16 protein-coding genes are annotated in these 19663 nt (G+C 30.1%); 5 read left to right on the top strand and 11 right to left on the bottom strand.

Going from position 1 to position 19663, the window contains the following annotated elements; genetic code table 11:
* Nucleotide 1: 1 nt before the first annotated feature.
* The 3 genes from ABDX67_RS08725 to ABDX67_RS08715 are packed head-to-tail and all read right to left on the bottom strand — an operon-like array spanning nt 2 to nt 1874.
* Nucleotides 2-565, bottom strand: coding sequence for an RNA polymerase sigma factor (locus tag ABDX67_RS08725; RefSeq protein ID WP_347174630.1), 564 nt, complete (start codon nt 563-565; stop codon nt 2-4).
* A complete protein-coding gene (locus tag ABDX67_RS08720; protein ID WP_347174629.1) occupies nt 556-1656 on the bottom strand; it encodes a glycosyltransferase in 1101 nt (366 codons plus the stop codon). The genes ABDX67_RS08725 and ABDX67_RS08720 overlap by 10 nt, the downstream gene beginning before the upstream one ends.
* A 14-nt stretch (nt 1657-1670) precedes the next feature.
* Nucleotides 1671-1874 (bottom strand): membrane or secreted protein, encoded by a 204-nt coding sequence (locus ABDX67_RS08715; RefSeq protein WP_347174628.1) that lies wholly within the window; start codon nt 1872-1874, stop codon nt 1671-1673.
* A gap of 157 nt (nt 1875-2031) precedes the next feature.
* Between ABDX67_RS08715 and ABDX67_RS08710 the strand changes: the two genes are divergently transcribed.
* Genes ABDX67_RS08710 through ABDX67_RS08700 form a run of 3 tightly spaced genes read left to right on the top strand, consistent with a single transcriptional unit; the run spans nt 2032 to nt 3997 of the window.
* Nucleotides 2032-2796 (top strand): YHYH protein, encoded by a 765-nt coding sequence (locus tag ABDX67_RS08710; protein WP_347174627.1) that lies wholly within the window; start codon nt 2032-2034, stop codon nt 2794-2796.
* Nucleotides 2797-2798: 2 nt separating this feature from the next.
* The gene (locus ABDX67_RS08705; protein WP_347174626.1) at nt 2799-3347 is read left to right on the top strand and encodes a toxin-antitoxin system YwqK family antitoxin; all 549 of its coding nucleotides are present in this window, start codon (nt 2799-2801) and stop codon (nt 3345-3347) included.
* Nucleotides 3347-3997, top strand: coding sequence for an SCO family protein (locus ABDX67_RS08700; RefSeq protein WP_347174625.1), 651 nt, complete (start codon nt 3347-3349; stop codon nt 3995-3997). Before ABDX67_RS08705 ends, ABDX67_RS08700 begins: the two co-directional genes overlap by 1 nt.
* On the opposite strand, the gene murB is transcribed toward ABDX67_RS08700, so the two are convergent.
* A complete protein-coding gene (gene murB, locus ABDX67_RS08695) occupies nt 3994-5001 on the bottom strand; it encodes a UDP-N-acetylmuramate dehydrogenase (RefSeq protein WP_347174624.1) in 1008 nt (335 codons plus the stop codon). The two genes, ABDX67_RS08700 and murB, sit on opposite strands and share 4 nt — an antisense overlap.
* Nucleotides 5001-6191: a pyridoxal phosphate-dependent aminotransferase gene (locus ABDX67_RS08690; protein ID WP_347174623.1), complete on the bottom strand. Its 1191-nt coding sequence runs from the start codon at nt 6189-6191 to the stop codon at nt 5001-5003. Before ABDX67_RS08690 ends, murB begins: the two co-directional genes overlap by 1 nt.
* Before the next feature lie 195 nt (nt 6192-6386).
* Between ABDX67_RS08690 and ABDX67_RS08685 the strand changes: the two genes are divergently transcribed.
* Complete coding sequence (locus tag ABDX67_RS08685) at nt 6387-7736, top strand: retropepsin-like aspartic protease (RefSeq protein ID WP_347174622.1); 1350 nt, start codon at nt 6387-6389, stop codon at nt 7734-7736.
* A gap of 10 nt (nt 7737-7746) precedes the next feature.
* On the opposite strand, the gene ABDX67_RS08680 is transcribed toward ABDX67_RS08685, so the two are convergent.
* On the bottom strand, nt 7747-8124 hold the full coding sequence (locus tag ABDX67_RS08680) for a DUF1573 domain-containing protein (protein WP_347174621.1): 378 nt from the start codon (nt 8122-8124) through the stop codon (nt 7747-7749).
* A 122-nt stretch (nt 8125-8246) separates the two neighbouring features.
* On the opposite strand from ABDX67_RS08680, the gene ABDX67_RS08675 reads away from it, so the two are divergent.
* Nucleotides 8247-10883, top strand: coding sequence for a valine--tRNA ligase (locus ABDX67_RS08675; protein ID WP_347174620.1), 2637 nt, complete (start codon nt 8247-8249; stop codon nt 10881-10883).
* A gap of 87 nt (nt 10884-10970) precedes the next feature.
* On the opposite strand, the gene ABDX67_RS08670 is transcribed toward ABDX67_RS08675, so the two are convergent.
* From ABDX67_RS08670 to dndD, 5 genes are all read right to left on the bottom strand, one after another.
* Nucleotides 10971-12191, bottom strand: a complete 1221-nt coding sequence (locus ABDX67_RS08670) for an MFS transporter (protein WP_347174619.1) — start codon at nt 12189-12191, stop codon at nt 10971-10973.
* A 153-nt stretch (nt 12192-12344) separates the two neighbouring features.
* The gene (locus ABDX67_RS08665; protein ID WP_347174618.1) at nt 12345-12692 is read right to left on the bottom strand and encodes a hypothetical protein; all 348 of its coding nucleotides are present in this window, start codon (nt 12690-12692) and stop codon (nt 12345-12347) included.
* 104 nt (nt 12693-12796) lie between these two features.
* Nucleotides 12797-15715 (bottom strand): FAD-binding and (Fe-S)-binding domain-containing protein, encoded by a 2919-nt coding sequence (locus ABDX67_RS08660; RefSeq protein ID WP_347174617.1) that lies wholly within the window; start codon nt 15713-15715, stop codon nt 12797-12799.
* A 208-nt stretch (nt 15716-15923) separates the two neighbouring features.
* Complete coding sequence (locus tag ABDX67_RS08655; protein ID WP_347174616.1) at nt 15924-17492, bottom strand: ATP-binding protein; 1569 nt, start codon at nt 17490-17492, stop codon at nt 15924-15926.
* Nucleotides 17485-19590 carry a DNA sulfur modification protein DndD gene (gene dndD, locus ABDX67_RS08650; RefSeq protein WP_347174615.1) on the bottom strand — a complete coding sequence of 702 codons (2106 nt, stop codon included), beginning with the start codon at nt 19588-19590 and terminating at the stop codon, nt 17485-17487. Before dndD ends, ABDX67_RS08655 begins: the two co-directional genes overlap by 8 nt.
* Nucleotides 19591-19663: the final 73 nt, after the last annotated feature.

The following is a 19663-nucleotide window of genomic DNA, read 5'->3' as shown; positions in this document are numbered from 1 at the left end:
ATCAAGACCTTTTAATAATCTCGGCTAACAATTTTTTGGCGCGTAATAATTTTACTTTTACATTATTCATTGGTTCGCCAATTTGTTCAGAAATTTCTTTATAACTCAATTCTTGGAAATAACGCAAGTTAATTACTTCTTGGTATTTTGGCTTTAACTGTTTGATGTCTTTTAGCAATTTTGCCAAGTTTTGCTCTGTAATTATTTTGTCTTCTGGCGTCGGATTGTCATCAATAACCTCATAAATTTCAGCATTTTTTACTTTGTAAGATTCCGCTAAAATGGAAGGTTTCTTTTTGCGTAAAGTATCTATATGAATGTTTTTAGAAATGGTAATCAGCCATGTTTTAAATTGATATTGCTCATCAAAAGTGTCAATTTTATCAAAAGCTTTAGAAAAAGTTTGGATGGTAATATCTTCGGCATCATTTTCGTTTTGATGTCTTTTCAATTGAAAATTATGAACGCTGTTCCAGAAATTATCCAACAAAGTATTAAAAGCAAGTTGATTGCCTTCTTTCGCTTTTTGTATGGTTTGTAGTAATTCGTCGCCTTTTATTTCCAATGCGTAGGTTTTGAAAAAGTATTGGAGATAAAGATACTAAATTGAAATAGAAGTAAAAAAATATCTAAAAAAGGAAGAAAGAAGATTATTTTTTTTTCTTGCAAACGCTTTGCAGAAAAACCAAAAACCATGTATAAACTAATAATATAAACTCCAAAAATTGGCGTAATTAGTTGCCAATCCATAAAAAATAAAAGAAGCATAGCAGAAAAATAAAAGAACAACTTACTTGCAAAATACAATCCTAAAAACACTTTGTGTTTAAATTGATAATACGACGAAGTAGAAACATGTCTTCTTTTTTGACGAAACCATTCGTTTAATGTTATTGGCGGGTTAGAAACCGTAAAACCTTTTCTGTTTAAACAAATTGCTGTATTTGTTTTGGTTGCTGCTTCTTGAATAAACAAATCATCGTCGCCAGATCTAACTTGAATGTGTTTTATAAATCCTTTGGTTTTAAAAAACTCACTTTTTGTATACGCTAAATTTCTACCAACACCCATGTATGGCGAGCCTAATTTTGCGTAACTAAAATACTGAATTGCAGTAAGTAATGTTTCAAATCGCACTAATAAGTTTACAAAAGATTTCTTAGCTTTATATTTTCCGTAACCCAATACAATTGTTTTTTTATCAGAAAAATTCTGAACCATAGATTGAATCCATAATCTAGAAACTGGTTCGCAATCTGCATCGGTAAATAATAAATGTTCGTTTGTTGCTACTTTAATTCCGAGTGTTAACGCATATTTTTTATTTCCCCAAAAAGCTTCGTTATTTTTTACGTTTACAATTTTAATGTTTTCGTGTAGCTCTTTAAAAGATTCCATCACTTCTAATGTGTTATCAGAAGAAGCATCGTTTATTAAAACAATTTCAAAATCAGTATATTTTTGGTTGATGATACTTGGTAAAAACGCTTGTAAATTAAGTTCTTCGTTTTTAGCACAAATTAGTATAGAAACAGGGATTTGTTTCGTAGTTTTTTCCTTTTCTTTTAAAAATAAGATGGAAGAAAAGCACAAAAAATAAATTAGTTGTATTGCAGTTGTAGCTACTAAAATGTAGAAAATAACTGTAAGAATCATAGTAAGAAAATCAATTATTTGTGTTCAGGTTCTGCACACGTATCAAATTGATCTGGAGTTTTACCACAAAATCCACAAGATTCTCCAGATTCGTTTAACATTGGATTCTGACTAGCGCAAGTTCCTGCAAATTTTCCGTCTTTTTTTGCCCAAATTTTAATGGCAATTCCTGCAAAAGCCAATCCTAGTAAACCGATGGTAAGTAAAACAAGTTTCATTGTAAATAATTTGATGTTACAAAGATACTTATTATTAAAAAAATTAACTAAAAAAATGCGTTAAAGTATTTCTATTTTAAGCTTAAAAGTGAAGGATTTTTAAAATAATTGTAGGGTGTTTTAGTAGTTAGCTGTTATATATGTAAAACCAATAATCATGAAAAAATATTCAATTTTAAAAACAGTATCATTAATTATCGTTTTTGGGATGATGTCTTGTAGTTCTTCCTCAACAGAAGAAGATACAGATCCTTCAGCTACTCAATATGATATTACACCAATCTTAACAAAGTTTAATGGAACAGGTTTAACGGTTTCTACAAACGGTAATTCAGTAACTTTTACAACACAAAATTTACCAAATCATAAAAGCCCATATTGGCCAACAAACAATGCTTTGTATGAAAGTTATAATGGTTCAAATAGCAATTTTAATTTAAATCCAAACAGAATTAGTTCGCAAAATATTTCTATTACAGTTCCGTTGAATCCTTCGGAAGCGAGTAATAAACAAGCAACTTCTTTAGGACCAATTGGAGTTTCTGTAAACGGAGTTGTTTTTTACAATCAATACGCAGGACCAAATAATCAAGCTTTAACAAATGAGATTAATTCTTTTGATCAATTTTTAGGACATCCACAGAATTCTGGGCAATATCATTATCACATAGAACCAACTTATTTAACGAGTCAATTAGGAAATAGTGCTTTTTTAGGATTATTGGCTGACGGATTTCCTGTTTATGGACCTGTAGAAAATGGACAAACAATTACCAATTCTGATTTAGATGCTTATCATGGTCATATAAGTGCAACGGTAGATTTTCCGAACGGAATTTATCATTATCATATTACACCAAATGAAGATCCGTACATCAACGGAAATGGATTTTACGGAACTCCAGGAAATATCACGCAATAAAATTGAAAAAAACAATTGTCATATTATTTTTAGTATTCGCTTCTTGCGAAAAAAATGAAAAACCTCATTTAGTATTATTTGAAGAGAATAAAGAGCTTGAAATTATAAATGGAGTATTGTATTATAATGATGCTCCATTTAACGGCACCATAAAATCTTTTGATGATGTAAATCAAACTAAAAATAGCGCGAGTTATGAAAATGGAAAAAAAGAAGGTGAAGAACGAAAATTATTTCTAAATGATTCTTTGGCTGAAATCCGTTTTTATAAAAAAGGGTTAAAAGTAGGAATACATAAATCTTGGTTTGAAAATGGTCAACAAAAATTTGAATACCCATATAGTCAAAATGGCGTTTATCACGGAACGATGAAAGAATGGTATCCAAACGGAAAGTTAGTAAGAGAGTTTAATTATACAAAAGGAAAAGAATCTGGATCACAAAAAATGTGGTTGTCTAACGGTAACATTAAAGCAAATTATACGGTTGTTAACGGAGAAAGATTTGGGTTAATCGGATTAAAAAAATGTTATTCAGTAAAAACAAAATGATGAAAAATAAACTATACTTAGTACTTGCATTACTTACAATTTTTGCTTGTAAAACAGAACAAAAAGTGAATAAAGAAACTACATTGCCATTTTTTAATTCGGCAGTGTTTACACCAGAATGGATTTCTGAAACGTCAAATAATTATGTTGATATTCACACAATTCCTGCTTTTAAATTCACAAACCAAGAAGGAGAATTTATTACAAATAAAACTTATGAAGGTAAAATTTATGTTGCCGATTTTTTCTTTACAACTTGCCCCGGAATTTGTCCGAAATTGGCAAAAAACATGGGCGAGTTACAAGCAATTTTTAAAGATGATGATGAGGTAATGTTCTTATCGCATTCTGTGACACCAGAACAAGATTCAGTTCCTGTTTTAAAAGAATACGGAATTGAGAATAAGGTGAATCCTAAAAAATGGAATTTAGTTACTGGTGATAAAAAAGAAATTTATAACATTGCTAGACAAGGCTATTTTGCGGATGAAGATTTTGTAAAAACACAAGACGAAGATGCATTCATTCATACAGAAAATTTTGTATTAATCGATAAAAAAGGAAGAATTAGAGGAGTTTACAACGGAACATTAGCTGTAGAAAAAGATAGAATTTTAAGGCATATTCAGTTGCTTAAAAAAGAAGTTTAAATTACATTTACTTCAATTTCTAAGGAAATTTGGAACTTTTCAAAAACAGTTTGCTGAATGTTTTTTGCAAGCTGATGTATTTCTTTTCCGCTAGCATTTCCGTAATTTACCAAAACCAATGCTTGTTTTTTGTGAACTCCAGCATCGCCAAAACGTTTGCCTTTAAATCCACATTGTTCTACCAACCAACCAGCAGGAACTTTGGTTTCAGTTTCAGAGATTTTATAACTCGGAATTGTAGAATGTTGTTTTTGTAATTCTAAAAATTGCTGGGTAGCAATTACGGGGTTTTTAAAAAAACTTCCGCTATTTCCAATTTCTTTTGGATCTGGAAGTTTCGATTTTCTAATACTGATTACTACATCAGAAATATCTTTAATTGTTGGGTTTAAAATATTCTTTTCTTGCAATGCAGTTTCAATTGCTCCGTAAGATGTATTTAATTGATGGTTCTTTTTTGTCAATTGAAAACTAACAGAAGTCAAAATATATTTTCCTTTGGCTTCGTTTTTAAAAATCGAATTTCTATACCCAAAATTACAATCAGCATTTGAAAAAGTTACTAACTTTCCTGTTGCAATTTCTAGTGTTTCAACTTTTGTAATGGTGTCTTTTACTTCAACTCCGTATGCACCAATATTCTGAATAGGACAGGTACCAACATTTCCAGGAATTAAAGATAAATTTTCTATTCCTCCATAATCTTGAGAAATGCACCATAAAACAAAGTCGTGCCAATTTTCTCCAGAATTTACAGTTATGTGAACTGAGTTTTTATTTTCTCTATCAATAGAAATTCCTTTGATATTAATAAATACAACTAGTTCTTCAATGTTTTTTGTAAGCAACATATTACTTCCGCCAGATAAAAGAAATAGATTTTTTTCTGTTTTTAAGAGTTGTTGTAAATCATAAAAAGAGTTTATAATAACAAAACGTTTGGCATAAACTTCTACACCAAACGTATTGTATTCTTTTAAAGATATGTTTTCTAAAATAGTCACTAATCTTTATATACTTTTAAAGCTTCTTTTAAAATATGAATTGCTTTTTTTAAACTTTCATTGTTTAAAACATAGGCAATTCTTATTTGATTTAAACCAACACCTGGCGTTGAGTAAAATCCAGCAGCAGGAGCAACCATTACAGTTTCTTTGTCTATGTCAAAAGATTCTAACAACCATTTTGCAAAGTCATCAGCATTTTTTACTGGTAATTCTACAATACAATAAAAAGCACCTTTTGGTTTTGCTACTTTAATACCTTCGATTTCTTGTAAACCTTCAATCAAAGTGTCTCTTCTTTTTACATATTCTTCAATTACTTCATCAAAATAACTTTGTGGAGTTTCTAAAGCTGCTTCAGAAGCAATCTGTGCTAATGTTGGTGGGCTTAAACGAGCTTGAGCAAATTTTAAAGCAGTTTTTATAACGTCTTTATTTTTAGAAACTAAACAACCAATTCTTGCGCCACACATGCTGTATCTTTTTGATACAGAATCAATAATAATGGCATTTTCTGCTAAACTTTCTTCTTGTAAAATAGAATAATGTTGAATGCCATCGTAAGCAAATTCTCGATAAACTTCATCAGAGATTAAGAACAAATCGTGTTTTTTTACGATAGCAGCTAATTTTTGTATTTCTTCTTTACTATAAATATATCCAGTTGGATTTCCAGGATTACAAATTAATATGGCTTTTGTTTTTGGTGTAATTAATTTTTCAAACTCTTCAATTGGAGGCAACGCAAAGTTATCTTCAATTTTAGAAATTACAGGAACAACATTTACCCCAGAAGCAACAGAAAAACCGTTGTAATTTGCATAAAAAGGTTCTGGTATAATAATCTCATCATCAACATCCATAATGCTTCCAAAAGCAAACATAAGTGCTTCGCTACCACCAGTTGTAACAATAATATCGTCGTGCTTTACGTAAATATCATGTTTACTGTAATAGTTAGCAATTTTTGTTCTATATCCTTCAGAACCTTCAGATCTTGTGTATGCAATTGTTGTTAAAGAATGCACAGAAACTGCATCTAAAGCAACTTGTGGAGTTTTGATATCTGGTTGACCAATGTTTAAATGATACACTGTTTTGCCTTGTTTATATGCATTTTCTGCATAAGGAACCAACTTACGAATAGGTGATTCTGGCATTAAGTTTCCTTTCTTTGAAATTAAAGGCATAATTTTTGAATTAGTTTTGTTAAATGTAAAGCAAATTTCTGAATTTATTTTTAAAAATACGTTTGGTTTTGAAATTCTTTTTAATTTAAGTAAACAATAATTATTACTTACTTATAGGTTAAATTTTTACTAAAAAAGAATTAACGAATAATGTAAATTTGTATATTGTCATTAATATTTTTAAAACACTTTTTTTTGATAAAAAAATATAGCTTCTCCTTGTTGTTTTTAATTGTTTTTTCGTTTTCAGCGAAATCTCAAGATAAGTTTAATTTTTTTGGTTCTAACCAAAAAGAACAATCTGTTAGATTTAATCTAATAAATAATTTAATTGTTATTCCGATGGAAGTAAACGGAAAGCAATTATCGTTTATTTTAGATACTGGAGTTAATAAAACCATCCTTTTTAATTTATCACAAAACGATAGTATTGGCTTAAATGATGTAAGAAAAATATCATTGCAAGGTTTAGGAAAAGGTAAATCTATGGATGCATTAATCTCTGGAAATAACACTTTAAAAATCCAAAACTTTGTTGGGAAAAATCAAGAAATTTATGTTCTCTTAAAGGATAAGTTTGATGTTTCTGGGAAAATGGGAATTACAATTCACGGCATTGTTGGATATAAATTATTTAAAGATGCAATTGTTCATATTAACTATGCAACAAGAAGAGTGTATTTTTATAACCCCCAATTTTATGAATATAAAAAATGTAGAAAATGTCAAACTTTTCCGCTTCAATTTTATAGAAATAAACCATACATAGATGCTAAAGTTCAACTAGATACAATTGGTAATAAATTAACAGATGTAAAATTATTAATTGATACTGGTGGTTCTGAAGCAATTTGGTTATTTGAAAATTCAAAAAATGAAATACAAACTCCAATTAGACACTTTAAAGATGTTTTAGGAGAAGGAATTAGCGGTACTATTTATGGTAATAAAAGTAGAATTAAGAAAATTGTAATTGGCGATTTTAAAATAAAAGAGCCTACAGTTTCTTTTTTAGATTCTACATCAACATTTTATGCTAGACAATTTAAAGAACGAAATGGAAGTATTGGTGGAAATATTCTAAAGCGATTTAAAATTTGGGTAGATTATCAAAACAACAAAATAATTTTAAAAAAGAGCGGTTCTTTTAGCGGTGGTTTTGAATATAATATGAGTGGCTTAGATGTTGTTTATAATGGTAAAGTCTTGGTAAAAGAAAAAACAACGGCAACATTCTCTGACTCTTATTCAAATGGTAATTCTCAAACTGCTACTAATAATACAATTTCTTTAGTTTCTAGTTATAATTATAGATTTAAGCCTTCTTATAAAATAAAACACGTTTTAGAAAATTCGCCAGCTGGTTTAGCAGGAATTCAGAAAGACGATGTTGTTATTGAAATTAATGGAATTAAAGCACACCAAATGACTTTAAAAGAGCTTTTAGGAAAATTTCAATCTGGTCATAATAGAAAAATTAGAATGACAATAGAAAGATTTGGTGTTCGAATGAAGTTTCAATTTAGATTGGTAAAGAAAATCTAATTGAAGAAGGTTATTTTGTAACAAAACCTCTTATTCTAATTATTTTTACTTCTTTTTTAGCGTTCGAAAAGATGGTAATTTGCTTAGAAAATCCACCTATTTTAGACGTGTCATAAGATACAGTAATTGTGCCCTTTTCTCCAGGCATTATTGGCGCTGTAGGTTTTTTAGGAACAGCACAATCACAAGATGTTTTAATATCTTTAATAATTAACGGACTTTTACCAACATTGGTAAATTCAAAGATTCTATGTCCATCAGAATTTTGAACAACTTTACCGTAATTAATCAACTCTTTTACAAATTTAAACTCAGGTTTTGTAGTGTCTTGAGAAAAAACAGTCATCGATGTAAAAATACATAACAGTAAAAGAATACGGTATTTCATAAGGAATAAATTTGACGTAAAAATAGACTTTAAATCTTATATTTAAAAATTCAACTACCGCTTTTCTGTTCTTTAAGATAATTGTATTTTTGCTGATTATATCTCAAAAATTAAGCCAAAGAATGGAAATTCCTTCTAAATATATTGCAACAAGTGTAGAAAGTAAATGGTACGATTACTGGATGAAAAATAATTATTTTCATTCAACGCCAGATGAAAGAGAGCCTTATACAATTGTAATTCCGCCACCAAACGTAACGGGAGTTTTACACATGGGACACATGTTAAACAATACCATTCAAGATGTTTTAATTCGCCATGCACGTTTACAAGGAAAAAATGCATGTTGGGTTCCCGGAACCGATCATGCTTCTATTGCTACAGAAGCAAAAGTTGTTGCAAAATTAAAAGAACAAGGAATTGATAAAAATGATTTAACTCGTGAAGAATTCTTAGCACATGCTTGGGAATGGAAACACGAATATGGTGGTATCATTTTAGAGCAATTAAAAAAGTTAGGTTGTTCTTGTGATTGGGACAGAACAGCCTTTACAATGGATCCAGAAATGTCTGAATCTGTTATTAAAGTATTTGTTGATTTGTACAATAAAGGCTTAATTTATCGTGGTTATAGAATGGTAAATTGGGATCCAGAAGCAAAAACAACATTGTCTGATGAAGAAGTAATTCATGTTGAAAAACAAGGAAATTTATATTATTTAGAATACAAAATTGAAGGCTCTGATGAAACTTTAACTATTGCCACAACGCGTCCAGAAACTATTTTTGGTGATACGGCAATTTGTATCAATCCAAACGACGAACGTTTTACACATTTAAAAGGAAAGAAAGCAATTGTTCCTATTTGTGGAAGAGTAATTCCGATTATTGAAGACGAATATGTTGATGTTGAATTCGGAACTGGTTGTTTAAAAGTAACGCCTGCACACGATGAAAATGATAAAGTTTTAGGCGATAAACACAACTTAGGGGTAATCGATATTTTTAATGATGATGCTTCTTTAAATTCTTTCGGATTGCATTATGAAGGCAAAGATCGTTTTGTTGCTCGTAAAGAAGTTGTAAAAGAATTAGAAGAAAAAGGGATTTTAGTAAAAACAGAATCTCATTTAAATAAAGTGGGTACTTCAGAAAGAACCAAAGCGGTGATAGAACCAAGATTGTCTGATCAATGGTTTTTAAAAATGGAAGAGTTGGTAAAACCTGCTATCGATGCGGTTTTAGGTGATGCTGCTGAAATCAATTTATATCCAAAGAAATTTGAAAATACTTATCGTCATTGGATGGAAAATATTCGCGATTGGAATATTTCTCGTCAATTATGGTGGGGACAACAAATTCCGGCGTATTTCTATGGAGACGGAAAAGAAGATTTTGTGGTTGCAGAAAACATCGAAAAAGCTCTTGACCTTGCAAAAAAGAAAACTCAAAACTCAAAACTTACAACTCAAAACTTACGTCAAGATAATGACGCACTAGACACATGGTTCTCTTCTTGGTTATGGCCAATGTCGGTTTTCGACGGAATTAGAAATCCAGAGAACGAAGAAATCAAGTATTATTATCCAACAAATGATTTAGTTACTGGTCCAGATATTTTATTTTTCTGGGTAGCTCGTATGATTATCGCAGGATACGAATACAAAGACCAAAAACCTTTTAACAATGTGTATTTAACTGGTTTGGTTCGTGATAAAGAACGCAGAAAAATGTCTAAATCATTAGGAAATTCTCCTGATGCTTTAAAATTAATTGATGATTATGGAGCAGACGGCGTAAGAGTTGGTTTGTTGTTGAGTTCTGCTGCAGGAAACGATTTAATGTTTGATGAAGCATTGTGTCAACAAGGAAAAGGTTTTGCGAATAAAATTTGGAATGCGTTTCGTTTGATAAAAGGTTGGGAAGTTGATGCGAGTTTACCGCAGCCAGAAACCGCAAAAATTGGTTTGGCTTGGTATGAAGCAAAATTCCAAAAAGCCTTGGCAGAAATTGAAGACCATTTTTCTAAATACAGATTATCTGATGCATTGATGGCGATTTACAAATTAATTATGGACGATTTTTCTTCATGGTTATTAGAAATTGTAAAACCAGCATATCAAAAACCAATTGATGCAAAAACCTATGCAGAAATTATCACTGTTTTAGAAAATAACTTAAAAGTTCTACATCCATTTATGCCATTTTTATCAGAAGAAATTTGGCAACATATTACAGAAAGAACTCCAGAAGAAGCTTTGATTGTTGCAAAATGGCCAGAAACATCTGAAAGCAATCAAGAGTTGATTACTAATTTTTCGATGATTACCGATGTAGTTTCAGGAATTAGAACCATCAGAAAAGAAAAGAATATTTCTTTTAAAGATACGGTTGAATTGTTTGTTGTAAATAATGAAAAAGCAACTCAGAATTTTGATGTTGTGATTCAAAAATTAACAAATACTGCTACAATTACTTATGTTTCAGACAAAGTTGATGGCGCGTCTTTTAGAGTAAAATCAAACGAATACTTTGTGCCAATTTCTGTAGATGCTATTGATGTGGAAGCAGAAATTGAAAAACTACAAGCTGAGTTAAAAAGAGCAGAAGGCTTCTTATTCGGAATTTCAAAGAAATTATCGAACGAACGTTTTGTAAGCAATGCACCAGAGCAAGTAATTACTTTAGAACGTAAAAAAGAAGCAGATACATTAGCTAAAATAGAAACAATTAAAAATAGTTTGGCTAGTTTGCAGTAAATGTATTCCGACAGAAATAAAGGAATCTTATTCTTTTAATAATGAGATTTCTCAATTTCGCTATGTTCAATTCGAAATGACAACAAATTATTTGATTGCTTTTCGAAAACCAATTGTGGCTAACAATCCAATTGTTGGAATAATTGTAAACAACGAATATAAATTTTGATATTCTACAATTGTTGGATCTTTACCTAACATATAACCTACAAACAGCGACATAAAAATATCTGGTGTAAAACCTACAACAGAAATAATTCCTACTAAAGTTCCGGTAAGTTGTAAGGGTGTTTTGGTTTCTTCAATAATTGCAAAATACAATCCTCGTAAAGCATAAGTTCCCAACGCCATAAATACAAAAAAGGTGAAGGATAAGAATATTGGTTGGTTGTAAAAGAATCCCATTCCTAAAACAGCGGAAGCAATAATTAAAATTGTAAAACACGGAATTATTAATTTAGACGGAATGAACTTATCAGCAATCCAACCAACAGAAATTGCTGCAATTGGTCTTAAATACTGAATAAAAACCGCAAAATAGGTAGATTCTTCTAAGGAATAATTCCAAACATCACGAGCGTAAGTTCCGTAAGTTCCAGTTAATTTATAAGCACAATACGCACAGAAAATAATTATCGAATGATAGATTACTTTACGTTGTTTCATTAATTGAAAAGCTTGTTTAAAATCGAATTGAAATTCTTTAGAACCTTTATGCTCAACTTTCTCATTTGGCAATACTTTCCAAACTAATAAGGCAACTAAAAACACGATTCCGGTTATAGTCCCAATAATATATTGTAAGGTTTGTACTTTGTTATCAAAAGTAATATCAAGTACTTCTGTAGGAAAAAAGAAACTGAGAATTGCTGCTCCAGATAAGGCAATTGTTGCAGCAAAAAAACCTCTTCCGCCATCTAATAACCCAAAAGATAATCCTTGATTGTGGGCGTTTCCCCATTGTCTTGTTGCTTTAATCAATGAAGCCCAAAAGAATAATATGGTAGAAACTCCCCAAAAAGCATATAATATTTTTAAAGTAAAAATAGACGGAATCAGCGTCATCCAAAAACCACCAATGGCAGTTAAAATTAATGAGATTGATAACAACTTTTTGGCTTCCCATTTATCAGCAATAAAACCTCCAAAGAAATAAGAAATTACGGCTGTAATTCCATATAAAGCTTGTGCTTCACCAATCTGAGCATCAGAAATTATAAAGGCTTCTCTAATTACAGGTTTAAAAACACGCATTAAAATAAATGGTAGTAGAAAAATAGCTTCGCCTGCAATAATTAAGGCAAACATTGATGTAACTTTGTTTTGTTTCAACAAAATAATAAAGATTAGTTTTTAAATTTACAAAAAGAAAAATGAAGTAATACCTCTATAAAAAAAATGTATCTGACACATAAACCTTAAGCATCAAATACATTTATATATTTTTTTAAAAAAGGAGTTTTATTTTTTCCTTTTCTTCCCAGTCATATCCATATCTCCATCAGGTGTGCTTACAGTTCCTTTCATAGAATCTCCATCAAATTCAAATTTAAAATCAATCACAGCGCCTTGCATATCAAGATTTGCTGTAAGTTCATTTTTTTCTAATTTAGTATTCTCTAAATCTAAAGTTCCAAACTGCGTAGTTTCTATTTTAACTTTATAAGTAGCATCAGATTTTTCAATCGTCATTATTCCTGTCATTGTACCTTGTGCGGTTTCAACTTCATAATCCCAAGTACCGCTAGGGTCAATCTTTGTAACTGATTGCATTGATGTAAGTCCAATAGTTGCAATGAAAAAAAACATTCCCAGTACTAACTTACTTTTTAAAAATTTTGATTGTTTCATCTTATTTCTTTTTTAATTAAGGTTTCTAAAGTACACTTTTTTTACAACTTAACGGAGTTTTTTTAGTTTAGAGCTTCTTTTAAAATACTAATTGGATGTTTTGCGATACGTTTTGTGCCATCGAAAATTTGATGTCTACAACTGGTTCCTGCTGCAATAATTTCTGTGTCTGTAGCGCAGTTTCTAACTTTCGGAAACAAAGTATCTTCACCAACTTGCATACTTAAATCGTAATGTTCTTTTTCGTAACCAAAACTTCCTGCCATTCCACAACAACCCGTATTTAAGATAGTTACTGAATAATTTTTAGGAATGTTTAAGATGTTAAAACTCGCAGCTGTACTCGACAATGCTTTTTGATGACAATGTCCGTGAATCTTCAATGTTTTACTTTCTGATGTAAATAATGAAGTATCAATTATTCCTTTTTGATATTCCTGATTTAAAAACTCTTCGACTGTAAAACAGTTTTCAGAAAGCTCTTTTGCGGCTTTTTTATCGCTTGCGATTCGCAAGTATTCGTCTCTAAAAGTTAAGATTGCAGATGGTTCTATTCCAATTAGTGGTGTTTCTTCTGTAATGATGTCTTTAAAAATAGCAATGTTTTCATCACAAACTGCTTTGGCTTCTTTTAAAAATCCTTTCGATATAAAACTACGTCCGCTTTCTTTGTGATGTAACATCTCAACAGTATAGCCAAGCTTTTCTAAAACAAAAATGGAATCTTTTCCGATTTCTACATCGTAGTAATTGGTGAATTCGTCGTTGAATAGGTATACCGTTTTTTGAGATTGAGATTTCTCGATTTCTCTCGCATTGACATTTCGTTTTTTATGCCATTTTTCTAACGTTTTAGAAGCCAATTTTGGAACACTTCTTTTTTGCGCAATTCCCATAATTGCTTTTGCTAAATATGTATTTAACAGGATATTAGTCAGCGTAGGAGCAAGGCTTCCTAATTGATTATACTTTACATTATTGGCAAACAATTTACTTCTAAAAGAATAGCCATTTGTTTCTTGATATTGATATAGAAACTCTGCTTTTAAAGCGGAAACATCTACATTACTCGGACATTCAGAAGCACAAGCTTTACAGCTCAAACACAAGTCAAAGACTTCTTTTAATTCTTGATGATTAAATTTATTTGGTTCCTCAGAATTGGTTAAAAACTCACGCAATGCATTTGCTCTTGCGCGTGTGGTATCTTTTTCGTTTTTGGTGGCTCTATAACTCGGACACATCGTTCCGCCAGCAGAAACTGGTTTTCTACAATCTCCAGAACCATTACATTTTTCTGCTAACTTTAAAATGCCTTCACTTTCAGAAAAATCTTGAAGGGTTTTTATCATTGGTTCTTTTCGGTTGATTTCGTAGCGTAAACTTTCATCCATCGGAAAAGCATCTGTAATTTTGCCTTTGTTAAAAACGTTATTGGGATCAAATGCTTTTTTAATGCGTCGTAATAATTGATAATTTTCTTCGCCAATCATTAACGGAATAAACTCTGCACGTACAATTCCGTCTCCGTGTTCGCCACTAAAAGAACCTTTGTATTTTTTTACAAGCTTTGCGGTTTCTGTGGTAATTTTACGGAACAAGACCACATCTTCTTTTTTCTTTAAATTTAAAATAGGGCGTAAATGAATTTCACCAGCACCAGCGTGTGCGTAATAAATGGCTTTTTGTTGATAGGCATCCATCATCGCTGTAAATTCTTCAATATAATTAGGCAAATCTTCTAAAGCAACTGCGGTGTCTTCGATACACGCAACGGCTTTTTTATCGCCAATCATATTTCCTAACAAACCTAAACCTGCTTTTCGTAAGGCAAATATTTTATTGATATCATCTCCGTAAATCTTTGGATGATGATAACCGAAGTTGTTTTTTTCTAAATCAGCAATTACATTATTTGCCAATATTTCTGCTTCTTCAATAGTATCTGCAGCAACTTCTAACATTAAAACAGCTTCTGGATCTCCTTGTAAAAAGAACCTGTTTTTTGCTTGTTCTCTGTTGTTTTTTGTACAATCTAAAATGGCTTTGTCCATCAATTCACAGGTAAATAAGTTGTGATTCATGGTAATTAAAGTCGCTTTTAAACTTTCGTTGATGCTTTTAAAATGCGAGGTAATTAAAATACTTTCTTTTGGCTGAACATCATCTAGTTGTAAGGTAATTGCAGTAGAAAAAGCGAGTGTTCCTTCGCTTCCTGCTAAGAATTTTGCAACATTTATGGTTGGTGCTGTTCCGCCAAACAAATCCGATGTTAAAAATTCATCAACTGCATAACCCGTATTTCTTCTATGAATGGTTGCTTTCGGAAATTCTTTTTTAATTTCTTCTTGAGCAGAATCAAAAATCAATTCGCTATAAATGGCTTTGTAAATGCTTCCTTCTAGCGTTTCTAATTCCATTTTTTGTTTAAATTCCTCTGAAGTAATTTCAGAAAAGGTGGCCAAACTTCCATCACTTAAAACGGCATTAATAGCAAGTACTTTATCGCGTGTAACTCCGTAGCGAATCGACGTACTTCCAGAAGAATTGTTACCAACCATTCCGCCAATCATACAACGGTTAGAGGTTGAGGTGTTTGGACCAAAAAATAAACCGTGTGGTTTTAGAAATAAGTTCAATTCATCTCTGATAATTCCTGGTTCAACGGTAATAGTTTTCGCATTTTCATCAAAAGAAATAATGTTGGTAAAATGTTTAGAAACATCTACTACAATTCCGTCTCCAACACATTGTCCGGCTAAGGAAGTTCCTGCAGTTCTTGGTATTAAGGTAATCTCATTTTTGGTAGCAAAGGCAATGAGTTGCTGAATGTCTGTTACATCTTTTGGGAAAGCAACCGCCAACGGAATCTTACGATATACAGAAGCATCGGTTGCGTAGATGGACTTGTGTAAGGCATCAAAAAGGAGACTTCCTTTTAAAGAAGTGTCTAATACAGTTAAAATAGCAGTGTCAATCATTTTTGTTTAGCATGGAATACTGCGAATTTAAAAATAATAAATTGCTTCTCTATTGATTTTGTTTTGAATAATTAGGGATTGCTTGATTTTGGAGTTTGAGTGTTGGTTTGTTGTTGTGAAATAGTTGTTTTTTTGAGTTTGTAATATGATTCAAATAATTATCGGTCATTTTTTTAAAACCATATAGTTGCTAGTTTATTACTTCGTTTTATAAACTTTTGTCTTGTTTAGTTTTCCACCATTGTTTTAACTCAATTAGTTTCGGTTCACCTATATTAATTAAAGCTTTACCACCTTCGAGTTTTGATAATTGAGCATTTAATTTAACTTCACTATTTACACTACCAAGAAATGGAATAATTCTTTTCGTAGATTTATCTTTAACATTAGCACAAATAGGAAATTGAATTTGTGACATAAAATTAAAATCTTTGTAAACAAAATCTTGAGTTTCTTGAGCAATTAAGATGATTATTATTCCCATAGATCGTAATTCTCTCAACATTGACTCAATTACATGTCTTGCATTTTTATGTTGCAGAAAATTCTGTGCTTCATCAATAATAATAACGTGTTTTAAAGCTTTTATATTATTTGTTACAGCAGTATCACCAGATTTTTTAATGCTATCATACATATATTTCAAGAGGTTAAATGTTACAAATTGTTTAATCTCTTTTGTAACCTCTGAAGGCATTGAAATGTATGTACTTTGATTAAATATAGAATATGACTTTGATTCATCATAAATACCAGAGTTAATTAGTTGTTGAATAACACTAGTAGTTGTATCAAATTTGCCTTTATTTTTCTCTAAAATATTTTCTAATAATTCGTCTAATGTTGGTGAAGAATTATTATCAAAATAATAGTCTTTTATTTCTCTTACCAAACTAGCTGATTGAACTTGACCAATACTCTTAAAAAAAGTTCTTAAATCGCTTGCAAAAGACTCAATATAGTTTTGATTACTTAAATCATAGTTTTTTAATGGACTAAAAGGAAAACCGTTTTGATGCTTAATATCTATAAAATTAGCTTTAGTTGAAGATAAAAATGTATCAAGTTTTTCTTTAGTATCTGTTCCTTTAAAATCAAAAAAAGTAAAGTTCAGTTCATATTCTGTTTGTTTGGAAATTTGATAAATTAAATCAAATACTAATTGTGTTTTTCCTGATCCTGTTGTACCTGCAATGCCAAAATGACGACTTGTATATTCTGTTTCGTCATTAATTTTAATTTTAATAGGTTCTCCATTTAGTTCGTTTCCTAGGTTTAATTCAATAGGTTTATTTGTGCTTTTGATTAAATTATTAGTTGTTTCTGTTTTATCAGAACTTGAAACATACACATTAGATTTTCTTTTATGTAATCCTTTTTTTACTGGTTTCAATAAAAGTGAGATATGTTCTCCTTTCGTTATGTCACTATTGTTTAATTTATTATTCCAGATTTCAAGACCATCTTTTAAATGAAGTTTATAAAGCTTAATAAATACACTTTCTGCTAATTCTTTATGATAGTGTTGATCGAAAATAGTTTTATAAAGAGTAAAATTATCTACGTCATTAACTAAACGACCAAAGATGTTACTTGTAGGTGTATATTCTCTTCCGTTTTGAGGTAGACTATTTTCGTTTTCGTGAAACAGACGACCTTTTTCAATACTTAATGACAATGCAATTCTTCCTGTAATTGTGTCTCTTTTAAAATTATAGATATTTGTAATTCTATCTAATAATTCTGTACTTTCTGAATCTATTTTAAATCTAATCATTGCTTGTAGTATTAAAATAACCGTTTTTTAAATTTGTATTTGCTCCATCATTAAACAGTAGATAAGATTTTGAAATGTTTTCTGAAATATCTTTATAGCGTTTAGGTGTAATCTCACTATTTGTTGAAAATAGTACGACTTGTTCTGAAAGAGCTGGATAATATTTTTTTGTAATGTTATCTCTGTGTTCTTCATCTAATCTACCAAGAGGTGTATCTATAAATATTGGTAAACTTTGTATTGATTCATTTAATATTGCTTTAATCAAACACGAAATATAAATTTGTTTTTCTCCTGATGATAAACTTTCTTTTCTTATTTCATTATCATCTTGATCTAATAATGTAATTTTCATTCCTTGACCTGAAGCTAGAATGGTAACTTTGACATCTTCAATAAATTTACTGCTGTTTTCATCACTATCTAGTTTGTGCATTAATATTTTTAACTCGCTTAAAATTGTTTTTTCAAGACTATTTTTGTGTTTACTTTTCTGTTCTTCTAAGAATGAATTTAAGACGTCAATGTATTTTTGACTTTCTTTAATTTTTAGTTTATTTTGTTCATTTACATCTACCTTTTTCACCAACGTTTGTAGTTGTTGATTTAAACGAACTATATCACTTTCTAATTTCTTTATTTTCTCTTTATTCCCACCAATCTGTTCCTTACTTATATCTCTTTTGTATTCAGCAGTTTCTTTTTCAGATATTGCCTCTAAAATATATTCGTCTTCTTGATCTGCATCAACTTTACTCAAAGTTTTATTTAGTTCTAAAAGTTTAATTTGCACTTCATTAAACTCCTCAATTGTAGTCTCGAATAAACCTTTAGATTGCTCATTAACTAAGTTTATAGCATCTTTAATAATATTTTTTTCTGAATTATTCAAATCGTGTTCAAATTCTAATTCTTGATAATCTCCATTATCACTAAATAACTCTGAACCTAAATTTTTAGCTTTTTCGTAATAAAAGTTTTTGTCTTTAAAAGACATTGTAGAATTTTCTGGTTCAGGTGGTTTATTAAAAAGAAGCTCAATAAAATTCTCAATTTTTTCTGAATTTTCTTTTGATGAATTTTGTGATAATTCGTTTTTCTCTTGAATTTCAAGCTGTTCGCTTACTTCTTCAAGTTTTCCTGCAAGAATAGTTAAAGGAATTATTTCGCTTAATTCATTAAATTTTTCGGATAATTCAAGTCTCTTTGCTTGTAACTTTTCTATTTCGACTGAAATCGATTCTCTATCAAATATAGAATTGCCTTGTTTACTGTGTTGTGATATAAAATTATCGTATTTCCTGATAGATTTCTTTAAATCATCAATCTCTTTAAGCTTTTCGGCATTCTCTGCTTCAAGCTTTTCAATATCGATGTTAAAGAGTTCAATAGCTTTTTCTTTATCTACAATTTGTTCTTGTAAATTTTTTGTTGCTCCTTCTTTTTTAAGAGAATTTATATAAAACTCTATATCTTCAATAAGTGTATCGTAAGTATCTAACCCTAAAATTTTACCTAAAGCATCATTTATAAAACTTCCTTCTTCCTTAATTGATAAGTTGGCTATTTCAGATATTTTTTCTGCATCAAAAAAGACAAATTTTGCAGCATCTATCGGGATTATATAATCATTTATAAAGTTAATCTTATCTGCTTCATCATTAAATATTTCCATTTTTGAATTAGCATCTAAGATTAGAAGTTCTTCACTCATACTAGAAACATTAAATTTTCTAGTAATAATTACGCTTTCAGAATTGGAATTTAATTTCTTTAGTTCTGGTAATTCGATTTCTGAAATAAGTAAGCTAACAGAAAAAGTATCTTTATTCTCTTTTTTTGCAGTCCAATTAAGAGATTGAAACATAAAAGAATCATAATTTTTTTCTTTTTTTATTTCTTGTTTAAAGTTATTATCTACTTTTTCAATTTGACGACCATACAAACACCAAACTATTGAAATTAGGAAATTAGTTTTACCATATCCATTTCTACCTCCGATTAAAATGATATTTTCATCTGAACTGGTTGTTAAGTCAATATTAACTTCTTTATAATATTGCCTAAAGTTGTTGATTTTTATTTCGGATAATTTCATTTCACGGATTTATTAATGGTATCATCAATTTTTTGTTGATGATAGTTTTTTCTAGAATGTAATTTTTTTGTTT

The sequence above is a fragment of the Polaribacter uvawellassae genome (genome assembly GCF_039748955.1).
Taxonomy (GTDB): Bacteria; Bacteroidota; Bacteroidia; order Flavobacteriales; family Flavobacteriaceae; genus Polaribacter; species Polaribacter uvawellassae.
This window is presented reverse-complemented; position numbering and strand designations above follow the sequence as displayed.